This window comes from Pseudomonas sp. Fl5BN2 (genome assembly GCF_009908205.1).
Lineage (GTDB): Bacteria > Pseudomonadota > Gammaproteobacteria > Pseudomonadales > Pseudomonadaceae > Aquipseudomonas.
Map to the genome: position 1 here is coordinate 30552 of NZ_JAAARL010000016.1, position 12218 is coordinate 42769.

11 protein-coding genes are annotated in these 12218 nt (G+C 64.2%); 4 read left to right on the plus strand and 7 right to left on the minus strand.

Features of this window, described 5'->3' with window-relative positions; genetic code table 11:
• Positions 1-12: 12 nt before the first annotated feature.
• Complete coding sequence (locus GV819_RS21705) at positions 13-744, minus strand: glycine-rich domain-containing protein (RefSeq protein WP_161758098.1); 732 nt, start codon at positions 742-744, stop codon at positions 13-15.
• A gap of 274 nt (positions 745-1018) precedes the next feature.
• Here GV819_RS21705 and GV819_RS21710 point away from each other — a divergent pair, with 274 nt between their 5' ends.
• Complete coding sequence (locus GV819_RS21710) at positions 1019-2245, plus strand: DUF2599 domain-containing protein (protein ID WP_161758099.1); 1227 nt, start codon at positions 1019-1021, stop codon at positions 2243-2245.
• A gap of 368 nt (positions 2246-2613) precedes the next feature.
• Here the strand turns inward: GV819_RS21710 and GV819_RS21715 are convergent, their stop codons facing one another.
• A complete protein-coding gene (locus tag GV819_RS21715) occupies positions 2614-4236 on the minus strand; it encodes an MFS transporter (RefSeq protein ID WP_161758100.1) in 1623 nt (540 codons plus the stop codon).
• Positions 4237-4417: 181 nt separating this feature from the next.
• The gene (locus GV819_RS21720) at positions 4418-6064 is read right to left on the minus strand and encodes a GMC family oxidoreductase (RefSeq protein ID WP_161758101.1); all 1647 of its coding nucleotides are present in this window, start codon (positions 6062-6064) and stop codon (positions 4418-4420) included.
• Between the two features lie 131 nt (positions 6065-6195).
• On the opposite strand from GV819_RS21720, the gene GV819_RS21725 reads away from it, so the two are divergent.
• A complete protein-coding gene (locus GV819_RS21725) occupies positions 6196-7098 on the plus strand; it encodes a LysR family transcriptional regulator (protein ID WP_161758102.1) in 903 nt (300 codons plus the stop codon).
• Positions 7099-7104: 6 nt separating this feature from the next.
• Here GV819_RS21725 and GV819_RS21730 read toward each other — a convergent pair whose 3' ends face one another.
• Both GV819_RS21730 and GV819_RS21735 read right to left on the minus strand, forming a co-directional pair.
• A complete protein-coding gene (locus GV819_RS21730) occupies positions 7105-8040 on the minus strand; it encodes a phytanoyl-CoA dioxygenase family protein (RefSeq protein WP_161758103.1) in 936 nt (311 codons plus the stop codon).
• A 107-nt stretch (positions 8041-8147) separates the two neighbouring features.
• On the minus strand, positions 8148-8567 hold the full coding sequence (locus tag GV819_RS21735; protein ID WP_161758104.1) for a hypothetical protein: 420 nt from the start codon (positions 8565-8567) through the stop codon (positions 8148-8150).
• A gap of 303 nt (positions 8568-8870) precedes the next feature.
• Here GV819_RS21735 and GV819_RS21740 point away from each other — a divergent pair, with 303 nt between their 5' ends.
• Entirely contained in the window at positions 8871-9479 is a 609-nt protein-coding gene (locus GV819_RS21740; RefSeq protein WP_161758105.1) for a TetR/AcrR family transcriptional regulator, read from the plus strand.
• Positions 9480-9513: 34 nt separating this feature from the next.
• Complete coding sequence (locus GV819_RS21745; protein ID WP_161758106.1) at positions 9514-9888, plus strand: hypothetical protein; 375 nt, start codon at positions 9514-9516, stop codon at positions 9886-9888.
• A gap of 102 nt (positions 9889-9990) precedes the next feature.
• On the opposite strand, the gene GV819_RS21750 is transcribed toward GV819_RS21745, so the two are convergent.
• Both GV819_RS21750 and GV819_RS21755 read right to left on the minus strand, forming a co-directional pair.
• Positions 9991-11016, minus strand: coding sequence for a DUF6602 domain-containing protein (locus GV819_RS21750; protein WP_161758107.1), 1026 nt, complete (start codon positions 11014-11016; stop codon positions 9991-9993).
• Between the two features lie 64 nt (positions 11017-11080).
• The gene (locus GV819_RS21755) at positions 11081-12178 is read right to left on the minus strand and encodes a DNA alkylation repair protein (protein WP_161758108.1); all 1098 of its coding nucleotides are present in this window, start codon (positions 12176-12178) and stop codon (positions 11081-11083) included.
• Positions 12179-12218 lie beyond the last annotated feature (40 nt).

Genomic DNA, 12218 nt, shown 5'->3' on the forward strand with positions numbered 1-12218 from the left:
GATCCCTGGTCTTCAGTCGCCACCTCCGCCGCCACAGCCCCCGCCGCCGCAACCGCTGCTGTCGCCACCGCTCCCGTCACTGCTGGCGCTGTCGCCATCGCCGCCAAAACGCGAGCTGTCGCTGCTGTCACTGCCGGAGTCACCCCCGTGCAAGTCGCTGCCGCAGTGAATCAGCGTACTGCTGGTGCCGTTGTCCGTGAGGCGGCGCAGGGACTGGCAGTCGGCGACATAGTGAAAGCCGTTGGCAATCTTCAGCTTGGTGTCCAGGGCGAACAGCAACGGCAAGCGACTGGGGCTGGCCGGGTTGATGTTTTCCTCCAGGCAGGCCTGGCGCCAGACCCGGCGCAGGCCTTGGTTGCTCTGCTGCTCGGGGTTCTGGCCGAGGGCCGCCGCCGGGGTGTGATGGAGGAATTGGACGAAAGCCTGATCACAGAAGGCTTGGTAGTCGCGGGTGTGCAGGATGAATTCGTGCCACAGGTCATCCACTACCTGGGACGGCATTGACACATAGCGCTCGCCGCTTTTCAGATAGGCCAGGAAGAACTGGCGCAAGCCCTGGGCCACCAGTTGGCAGTCCTTGAGGCTGAGGTGCGGATGCTGGGTACGCAGCGGTGCGAACAGCCGCGGCGGCAGGCTGAAGTTGCGGATATGGACTTCGCGGCGCAAGGCCGCGAGGGCCTTCTGCCGGCGCCAGAGCACCAGGATCAAGGCCAATGCAACGACTGCTGGAAGGATGAACAGCATGTTCGGGCTCCGCCGGAAAAAGTGCCGAGACAGTGGCGCAAAGCGTTGCGTTGTTCAAGCGACGCTGATCCGCAACCGACCCCGACCCCGACCGCGGTCGGCGCGGGTGTCGGCTGCAGCGTCGGGCGGGCCTGCATCGGGCTTGGATGCGGTGGTCATGGGGGACAAGCGGGGCAAAGATTCAAGAAGCGGTAAAAAGCGTTTCTATTCTGTGTGCATCGCCAGCCGGGCCAAGCGGCTGGCCAGGGATTTCACACCACACGGAAGTCTTGTCATGAAACCAAGCAGCACCTCGATCGCCTGCGCTGTCAGCCTTGCCAGCCTGTGTTTGTTGTCCACCGCCCACGCCGATCAGGGCAGCGACACGGTGGCCCGCCTGACCCAGTTGTACAACGACACTCGCCAGGATTGCGGCGGCCCGTCGAAGCCGGCATTCCTCTGCTCCGGGGTGCTGTTTCGCGCCACCTGGCCCTCCACCGACTATCAGTTCTACAGCATCAGCCCGAAAAGCCAGGCCAGCGGCGGGGTCTCGGCGTCTTACCTGCGCAAGGATTCGAAGTACCGCAAGCTGGCCTACGGGCTGCAGAGCGGGTTCATCTTCGACACGGTTTTCGGCAACCCCAAGGATCACCAAGATTACGCGGTGCTCTGCTCGTTCCCCATCGACGCTGCCACCGATGATCGTCAGCAGCAAGGTTGCACCGATTCCCGGCGCACTCCCGGCAATGTGGAAAAGTACTGCCACGAAGTCGGCGTGACCACCGCTGAACAGTGGGGCACCCACTATCGCCAGAACGGTGGCGACCACTCCCGTCAGTGCTCCTTCGACGTGCGTGACGAACGCAACAGCGCGGCGGGCCCGGCGTTCTACCAGAGCATTCGCGCCATGGCGCAGATCGCCGGCGAATCCTTCACCACCCAGAACGAGTTGCGCCTGGGCAAATGGGAGGAGAAGCCGCCGAAGTCGCCGTCGATCCTGGCGCTGTTCTACACCGAGGATGGCGGCCTGGAAGGGGCGCGGTTGAACCAGATCCAGTGGTACAAGGCGGTCCAGCAGTACCTGCCGGTGATCAACATGAAGTTGCCGCAGAGCCAGCAGCAGGACGCCAGCTTTGTCTACGACAGCAAGAAGCAAGTGATCCAGCCCGTCACCGAGAAGGACAGCTGCGAGCGTTATGTGCAGAGTGCCGCCTGGATCGAGCGCGACGATCCGGGCTTCGGCAAGAAGCTCATGACCCTGGAAGTGACGCCTACTGACTGCGGGCGCAAGGTCAAGGACAACCAGACCAACAACTTCTTCAACGAACTGGCCAGCGATCACTACCTGGACGCCCAGTGGAAGAACAACCCGGACAATCGTGACAGCACCGTAGGCAGCATGCGCCGCCAACTGGTGTGCCACTTCAACATCGCCCGGGACAAGCCGCAGTGGAACCTGGAGCCGTCGCGGCCTTATACCTCCAACGAAGACTCCATTGCCAAGGGTTGCAACAACACCTGACCCCGCCCCCTGTAGGAGCTGGCTTGCCAGCGAAGAGGCCCGCAAACCCGGCGCCGCCTGTACGTACGCCTTCGCCGGCAAGCCGGCTCCTACAGAACCGCGCTCGCCGGCAATCCCCGTGTAGGAGCTGGCTTGCCAGCGAAGAGGCCCGCAAGCCCGGCGCCGCCTGTACATACGCCTTCGCCGGCAAGCCGGCTCCTACAGAACCGCGCTCGCCGGCAATCCCCGTGTAGGAGCTGGCTTGCCAGCGAAGAGGCCCGCAAACCCGGCGCCGCCTGTACGTACGCCTTCGCCGGCAAGCCGGCTCCTACAGAACCGCGCCCGCCGGCAATCCCTGTGTAGGAGCTGGCTTGCCAGCGAACCACCCGTCAGACGTGGTCGATATCCACATCCCGCGTCTCATGCAGGCACAGCAGCCCCACCACCAGGCTGACCCCGGTGATCAGCACCGGGTACCACAGGCCATAGAAGATATCGCCGGTGTACACCACCAGGGCAAAGGACACGGTGGGCAGGAAACCGCCGAACCAGCCATTGCCGATGTGGTAGGGCAGGGACATCGAGGTGTAGCGGATACGGGTCGGGAACAGCTCGACCATCAGCGCCGCCAGCGGGCCGTAGCACATCGCGGCAATCAGGATCAGGGCCACGATCAGCACCACCACCATGGTTTTGTTGACGTTCTGGCTGTCAGCCTGCTGCGGATAGCCGGCCAGGGTGACTGCGCCGCGCAGGGCGGCCTCGTCGAAACCGTCGATCTTCACCTCCCCGACATTCACCTGTACCGGGCTGCCGGCCGGGGCGGCGATGCTGCTGTAGGGCAGGCCCTGTTTCACCAGGAAGGTCTTGACCTTGTCACAGGGGCTGTCGAAGCGCGCCTTGCCCACCGGGTCGAACTGGAAGGTGCAGGTGGCCGGATCCGCCGTGACGCTGATGGGCGCCTGGCGGCTGGCCTGGTCGATGGCCGGGTTGGCGTAGTGGGCCAGGGCCTTGAAGATCGGAAAGTACAGCACCGTGGCCAGCAGCAGGCCGAGCATCAGCACCGGCTTGCGCCCGACCTTGTCCGAGAGCCAGCCGAAGAAGATGAACATCGGTGCGCCGATCACCACGCTGATGATCAGCAGGCTGTTGGCCAGGGCCGGGTCCATCTTGAGGAACTGGGTGAGGAAGAACAGCACATAGAACTGTGCGGCGTAGAAGGTCACCGCTTGCCCGGCATTGATGCTGAACAGGGCGATCAGCACCACCTTGAGGTTTTCCCATTTGCCGAAGGACTCGCGGATCGGCGCCTGGCTGGCCTTGCCTTCCTCCTTCATTTTCAGGAACGCCGGCGACTCGTGCAGGCTCATGCGGATCCAGGTGGAAATGCCCAGCAGCACGATCGACAGCAGGAACGGCAGGCGCCAGCCCCAGACCTCGAACTGGTCGCCGGTGAAATAGCGACAGGCCAGCACCACCAGCAACGACAGCAACAGGCCGAGGGTCGCGGTGGACTGGATCCAGCTGGTGTGCAAGCCGCGCTTGCCGTGGGGCGCATGCTCGGCGACATAGGTCGCGGCGCCGCCGTACTCACCGCCCAGGGCCAGGCCCTGGAGCATGCGCAGGGCCACCAGGATGATCGGCGCGGCAATGCCAATGCTCGCGTAGTTGGGCAGCAGGCCCACGGCGAAGGTCGCCAGGCCCATGAGGATGATGGTGGCGAGGAAGGTGTACTTGCGCCCGATCATGTCCCCCAGGCGACCGAATACCAGGGCCCCGAACGGTCGCACGACGAAGCCGGCGGCGAAGGCCATCAGGGCGAAGATGAACGCCGTGGTGTCGTTGACCCCGGCGAAGAACTGCTTGCTGATCACCGCCGCCAGGGCGCCATACAGAAAAAAGTCGTACCACTCGAACACCGTGCCGAGGGACGAGGCGAAGATGACCTTCTGGCTGCCCTTGGCGGCGGAGTCGTCCAGGGACGCATTGAGAGGCTGAGCGTGCTCTGACATAGGGGGTTCCTTACAGTGATTATTGTTGTTGTTCCACTGCCGGCGCCGTGACCGGTGCCGTTGTTGCGATTCACCGCGACTGTGCGCTGAACCCTCGTTTTCCTCACCCGTAGGAGCTGGCTTGCCAGCGAAGAGGCTGCCGGCCTTGCAGACGCCTTCGCCGGCAAGCCGGCTCCTACGGTCATGCCGGGGTGGCGGGTTCTCTGGTCTGGACGCTGCTCCTGGGAACGTTGGCGAGAATCAGCTCGGCGGCCTTCTCGGCGATCATCAAGGTGGGTGAACAGGTATTGCCCGAGGTAATGCGCGACATGATCGAGGCATCGGCGATGCGCAACCCCGGAATCCCGTGCACCCGCAGTTGCGCGTCGACCACGGCATTGGCATCGGTGCCCATGCGGCAGGTGCCCACCGGGTGGAAGATGGTGGTGCCGATGCGCGCAGCGGCTTCGTGCAATTGCTCATCGCTTTGCAGCTCGGGCCCGGGCAGGTATTCGCTGGGTTTGAACGGCTGCAGGGCCGGGGCGCCGACGATGCGCCGGGTCAGGCGGATGGCATCGGCGGCGACCCGCAGATCCTCCGGATGGCTAAGGTAGTTGGGCTGGATCAGCGGGGCATCCCCTGGCTCCACGGAGCGAATCTCGACCCGGCCACGGCTTTGCGGGCGCAGGTCGCAGACCGAAGCGGTGAAGGCCGGGAAGCTGTGCAGCGGCTCGCCGAAACGCTCCAGGGACAGCGGCTGCACGTGGTATTCGAGGTTGGCGCGGGTTTGCTCCGGGCCCGAGCGGGCGAAGGCGCCCAGCTGGCTCGGGGCCATGGACAGCGGCCCGCTGCGGTCGTACAGGTAGCGCAGGCCCATGCCCATCTTGCCCCACAGGCTGCCGGCAATCTGGTTCAGGGTCCGGGCGTTTTCCAGCTTGTAGATCAGCCGCAACTGCAGGTGATCCTGAAGGTTGCCGCCGACCCCGGGCAGGGCGTGGCTGACGCCAATGCCCAAGCGTTGCAGGAGTGGGCTGGGGCCGATGCCGGAGCGTTGCAGAATGCTCGGCGTGCCGATGGCGCCGGCGCAGAGAATGATCTCCCTACGGGCCTTGAAGTTCTGCAGGCGCCCCTGGCAGTGGGCTCGGACCGCCACCGCACGACCGTCCTCGAGGATCAGCCGCTGCACCTCGATATCGGTCAGCACGGTGAGGTTGGGCCGCTGGGCAATCGGTTTGAGAAAGGCCTTGGCGGCGTTCCAGCGCACCCCGGCCTTCTGGTTGACCTGGAAGTAGCCGCAGCCCTCGTTGTCGCCGCCGTTGAAGTCATCGGTGTTGGCAATACCGCTCTGCTCGGCGGCTGCACGGAAGGCGTCGAGGATCGGCCACGACAGGCGCTGGCGCTCGACCCGCCACTCGCCCTTGGCGCCGTGCAGTTCGCTGTCCCCGGCAAAATGGTTCTCGCTCTGCTTGAACAGCGGCAACACCTCATTCCAGCTCCAGCCCGGGTTGCCCTCGGCGGCCCAGCCATCGTAGTCGGCGGCCTGGCCGCGCATGTAGATCATGCCGTTGATCGACGAGCAGCCCCCCAGCACCTTGCCTCGCGGGTAGCTCAGGCTGCGGCCTTGCAGGCCGGGCTCGGCCTCGGTCTTGAAGCACCAGTCGGTACGCGGGTTACCGATGCAGAACAGATAGCCGACGGGAATGTGGATCCAGGGGTAGTTGTCGCGACCACCAGCTTCCAGCAGCAGCACCCGGTGCTGGGGATTGGCGGACAGCCGATTGGCCAACAGGCAGCCGGCGGGACCGGCGCCAACCACGATGTAGTCGTAGGCGTCAAAGGCAGGAAGCATCCGTGACCTCGTTTCTTATGGTTATTGCGCTTCATCCTAGTTGTTAGCTTTCGTTAAAAGAATGTTAGTTTTTACCCACCCGCTGTGCGTTTTCGAACAGCGTTGACCTGCGGCATCGACAAGGAATTTCTATGTTCGACTGGAATGACCTGCGGTTTTTCCTGGAACTGCAACGCAGTGGCCGGCTGCTGACCGCGGCGCGGCGGCTGAACACCACCCACGCCACGGTGGCCCGGCATATCGAGGCGGTGGAAAAGGCCCTGGGCACTGCGTTGTTTGTCCAGCATGCCCAGGGCTACGAGCTGACCCCGGCGGGGGAGGCGCTGCTCAAGCATGCCGAGGCGATGGAAAACGTCGCCTTGCTGGTGCAGGAGGAAATCACCCAATCCAGCGCGCCCCTGGGCAAAATCCGCGTCGGCGTCACCGAGGGCCTGGGGGTGAAGTTCCTCGCCAGTCGCATGTACGGCCTGTTCGAGCGTTATCCGGGGCTGGAAGTGGAACTGGTGGCGGTGCCGCGCTTTGTCAGCATCCTCAACCGCGAGGCGGAAATCAGCATCCACCTGGAGCGCCCCAGTGCCGACATGCTGGTGACCCGCAAGCTCACCGACTACTGCCTGGCCCTGTACGCCAGCCCGGCCTATCTGGACCGTGCGCCACCGCTGCGCAGCCGCGAGGACCTGGGCCGGCATGCCTGGATCGGCTACGTCGACGATCTGCTGTTCAGCCAGGAACTGATGTTCCTCAACAGCTTCTGCCGCAATCCCCAGGTGGTGTTCCACAGCACCAGCGTGATCGCCCAGCAAGAGGCGGCGCGCTCCGGCCTGGGGATCGCCGTGCTGCCGTGCTACATGGCGGCCGGTGATCCGCAGCTGGTGCCGTTGTTGCCGGCCGAGAGCATCCAGCGCGCCTACTGGATCAGCACCCGCCGCGAGCTGCACAAGTCGGTGCGGCTGCGGGTGGTCTGGGATTATCTGGTGGAGTTGTGCGCGGCGCAGCAGGAAGTGTTGTTGGGGCCAGGACCTGTCCAGGCATAGCGCAGGTCAGAGAATCGGCCCGCAATGGGCCGAGTTGCGGATCAGCTCCCCGGCCTGGATATCGACAAAGCGCGAGCCATAGGAGTGCGGGTTCAACGGCCCGCCGTCGCGGCCCATGCCGAGCCCGCCGGCACTGCGGGTTTCGCCCTCCTGCAGCAATGGGTCCAGGCATGCCCGCCAGTCCACCAGTCGCAGGCTCACGGCCTGGCGTCGATCCCATTCACCGGCCAGCAAGGGGCTGGAGCGATGCCACAGGTACTTGCTGAAGAGCAAGGCATCGCCGGGCTCGAAGGCCTCTTCGATACGCTGCTGCTCGAAGCAATCGGTGAGCACCCCGGGGGTGGCGTAGGTCTGGCGCAGCAGGGCGGAGAACTCGTCGACCGATTCGCCCCGGGCGAGCTTGGCCGCCAGCAGGCGCGAGAACTGGAAGTTCTCCTGGGCCGAGAACAGTGACAACGGCACCCAGGCCATGCCGCCACCCTGGCCTTCAGGGCGGACCGGCTGCAGCGGCAGCCACAAGCTGAAGGCCGGGTCCTGGGGGCGGATGTAGCGAAAGTTCAGCGAGTCGTAGTGCCAGGCAAAACCCGTGCGGCCGACCCCCAGCTCGAAACTCTGGGCCTCGCTCATGATCAGCCGGCAGTCGGTGAGAAAACTCAGGGCCTGAGCGAACGCCGGTTGCCGATAGAGGCGTTCGAGAATGCCGGTCTGTCCCAGGCGGTGAGTCAACCGGCTGAAACCGTCGCCAGGGGCCGAGGTTACCGGGGGCGTGGTACGCAGTTGGCTGTCGGCCAGCTCGCGCAATTGCTCGATGGCGCTGGGTGTCAGCAACTGGCGCAGGGTGATGTATCCGCGCTCCTTGAACTGCCACCGATCGTCCTGGTCCAGGCGCATCGGGTTGACCAGGGCAGGGGAGGTGTCAGGCAGGATCGATGGCAGGTTCACGGGGGCATTCCATTACCGGGGGGACAAGGCCTTTGAGTATGGACAGCGAACGCCACGACGGCAGGCTGGATTCGACCTCGAACAACGTCTTTGCGACATCCGGCGTCCTAGCCGTCAGGCCGGATGTAGCGGTCCTGGGTCTGAATGAAGGCATCGAAGGCCCGGGAGTTGTAGACCTCAAGGCAGGCATGGGTCACCACCTTGCTGCGGCTGTACTTGCTGCTGCCCGACGCCTGCTCATAGGCCGCCGTCACGTAGTCGTTGGTGGCGGCGTAGGGGTTGTGCAGGGTCTGCAGGGTGTCTTCGTTCTGCAGCACGTTATACAGGCCGGCGCCCAGCACACCGTACATGCCGACGGCGCGGCCGACGTCCTGGCGCATGGCCGAAGGTTCCGGGAAACGGTCGGCCAGGCAGTGGGCCAGGCCGTAGTTCTTCAGGGACTGGCGTGCGGCGTCGACCTCGCTCGTGGCCTGGGCCGTGCTGCATGCGGTGGCCGCCCATAGCAGCAGTGCGATTGTCCTTTTCACTCTTGCAACTCCTCGCTGCCGGTCTGCGCCTTGCGGGCGGTCGCAGATGGTCGGCGGCGCCAGGGTGCTTGTCAACGCAGCGGTCTGTTGCCGGGGTTATCGGCAGGTCTGGGTGATAGGTTCGCCGGACGGCGATAAGGTTGCATCAAGCGACTCCCTCGCAGGGTTGGAAAAGCAGCTGGCAGCGTCAGGTAAATATTTCGACTGACCATCGGTCAATTGAGGGGGGCAAGGATTCTCAACTCTCTTTTTCCGGACAATTTCCCTAGAATGGCGGCCTTTGTCGATCAGCCGGATTGGTTCTTGAGCGTGAAACCCTCCCAGGCCCCGAAGCGCGTAGCAGGCCAGCCGCGACCGCGGAGCAAGCCCGCCGAAGTGCGCCTGGAAGAGTTGATGGCCGCCGCGCAAAGCCTGTTTCTCAGCCAGGGCGTGGAGGCCACCACTGTCAGTGAAATCGTCTCCCGCGCCGAGGTGGCCAAGGGCACCTTCTATCACTACTTCGACTCCAGGAACGACATGCTGGTGGCCCTCGGCGAACGCTATACCCGGCACTTCCTCGAACGCCTGGAGCAGGCAGTGAACGCTTGCGCCGAGGAGGACTGGGTGGCACGGATCAGCAACTGGATCGGCACCAGCGTGCAGGCCTACCTCGACACCTATCGCCTGCACGACATCGTCTACCCCAGCCAGCATCACCATGACCGCGGCAACCCGGAGAAGAGCGCGGTCCTCCAGCAATTGCTGGGCATCCTCTGGTCCCTGGCCCAGCCGGGTGTTATCGCCTCGCTGATCTATGCCGGGGTGCATGGCGCCACCGACGATGTGATCGCCGCCGGTGAACAAGATCGCCAGCCCCTGGCCGAAGCAATTGTCCAGGCCTGCCTGCGCAGGCTGGATGTGCCGCACCCCTGAAGCTCCCCTTACGGATAAAAGGAAAGATCCCCCGATGAAAACCACCAAGCGCATTCTCGGCGCCGCACTGGCCGTGTTCCTGGTGTACCAGGGTTATGCCTGGTTCTACTACGGCACGCCCTACGAGGAGCGCAACTACAGCCCCAACCAGGCCTTCTACTACCAGAAGTATCGGATGTTCAGCTGGCGCGCCTGGATTCCGACCATGACCATGCCCGGTGATGGTGACAGTTCACGCTATGCCATCGGTGGCTACCTGCGGGTATTCAACGCCGACGGCACGCTGCAGGGGCAGTCCTATGACCGCTGCATTGCGGTGGTTGATGTGTTCTGGAGCGTTGACGGGGTGGTGGGTTTTGGTTGCACCGACCACCTGATTGCAGTGTCCGGGAGAACCAAGCAGGACTAATCCGCTGCAGCCCCTGGCTAGATCCCTGCGCGGGTGTAGCCAAGGGGCTGGCGCTTCAGGTGCTACTGTCCGGACGGGCCGGCGGTCGCCCGGGGCCGCGGCTCAAAAACCGTTGGCCTTGGCGAAATCCAGTTTGGGATCACGCACGTTGGTGAGGTTGACCGCAGCCCCTGACCAGCCACCCTCCATGTCGTCGCTGATGTGGTACTTGAGCAAGTTGTACTGGATGGCCGTGCCCCCCAGTTGCTGGTAGCCGATCCGTGAGGTGACGGTTTCCAGCAGGCTGGAAATCAGGTACTGCAAGGGTGCCTCGAAGGCCTTGATGGCGATCCCGTAGTCGAAGCCCGCTGCAGGGCTGTCGCGGAAATAGCTGAAGAAATCATGCTTGTTCAGCTCCCGGCCCATGGTGCTGTTGTAGGCCTGGCGGCAGGCTTCGAGGTCGTCGCCGGCGGCCCGTGGCAACTTGAGAAAGTTGTTGAGGTTCTTCAGGGTCACGCAGCCCTGGGTGGCGATCACTTCCGGCATCAGGGTGACGTCCAGTTCGCCGGCACTGTTGGGAATGTTATGCCAGGCGTTGAGGCTGGCCCGCAGTTGCTCGACGCTGTTGCCGGTATAGCCGCGGTAGCTGTAGATGTAGGCCGGAGGCAGCACCAGGCCCATGATCGAGTTCATCTGCGGCACGCTGAGTTGCTGGAAAGGGTGCTCATAGATCCGGCTGCTGTATTCATCGAGGGAGGCCTTGAGCAGGGAGGGGCGCAGGTTGCGCACCGACTTGCCGTTCTCCAGGGCCTCGAACAACTGCACCTCGTTGAGCTGCGACTTGACCTCCACCGTGGCGACTACCCCCTCGATCAGGTACACGTCGGCCGAGCCGAAGGTGCGCAGGGTGGGGAAGTCGTTGCGGTAGATGATCAAGTCGATCTGCTTGGAAATCCCGCCTTCGCTGTCGATGATCTGCCCCGAGCCGATGCTGATGTTGGTCGGCAGGAAACGCTTGAGAACGTCACGGATGAAACTCTCTCGGGCATCGCCGAGCACCGTCGAGTGGCTGGCGATGCTGCTGCTGACGCTGAAGCTGCTTTCCAGGACCTTGGCGATGGACTTCGCCCACTTGCTGATGATTGCCACGGGAGTTTCCTTAAAGAGGGGGCAGGCTTGTTGGGTGGACGGGCGCGGCGCGGGCGCCCGGTGTTCAGGGCAGCAACAGATCGAAATGACTGCTGGCCAGGCGCTCGCCGTTGACCAGCAGGTGCACGGCGTGACGTCCCGGGTAATGCCGGCGGGTGGTGAATTCGCGGATCGGCTGCTGGCGTGCCAGGGTTTGCCGGCCATGCCCCGGCAGGGTGAAGGTCTTGAGCTTGAACACCTTGCTTGCCGTGGCGCCCGAGGCCTTGACGTAGTCGATGGCGTAATCCACCACCAGGCGCTGGGGCTCGGGGTGGGTGGAGAGCAACTGCAGCGACAGGCTCAGGGTCTGGCCGAGATGCAGCGCGCTCGGGGCCACGGCGAAGCCATGGACCTCGACCTCGGCCCGGGCACCGGCGCCGATCAACGTCAGGGCCTGCCGGTCGCCCTGCTTGATCAGGCTGCGCAAGGCATGGCGGGCGATCCAGGCACTGTGGGGCTGCTCCAGCGGCCAGCCCTGCAGGCGCTCCAGCACCCACTGTGGGTGATCCTTGGTGATGTCGTTGAGGTGGTTGGCCACCGATTTGCGCACATACAGGCTGGGGTCGTTCTTCAGCCGTTCGAGGATCGGCGCTGCCAGTTGCGGATCGGCTTGCAACTGTTCCAGGCGGAATGACCAGGGCAGGCGCGGGCGGCTGCCTTCGCTGGCCAGGCGGCGCACATGTTCGTCCGGGTCCAGGGCCCAGTCCTGCATATGCTCCAGGGTCGCGTGCTGATGGCTGACGAGGAACGGGCGCACGGCAAACTCCGAGGAGCCGAAGCCGGTAAAGAACTTCAGTGCGGCCATGGAACGGGCAAAGTCATGGGCGCCGTGGCTGGCGACGAAATGTGGCAGGAAGATGCACACAAAGCGGCTGTTCAGCCGTGGAGCCAGGGCGTAGAGCAGCTCCAGGCTGTGCTCGTAGGAGCCCGGCAATACCTGGTGCAGGCTGTCGCTGACCTGGGCCAGGCGCTGCATCAGCGAGCGTTCTGCAAGGTGGTGACTGGCGCGTTGCAGGAAGCCTCGGTGGTCGAAGGCCGGGTACACCGCGAGCATGGCGTCGGCGATATGGGCCAGGCGTTCGGCGTTGAAGATTTCCTTGAGGGCAGGGGCGGCGTCGGTCATCGGCGGTTCCGGTCGGGAAGAAGGAGCCGCCCAATCTAGA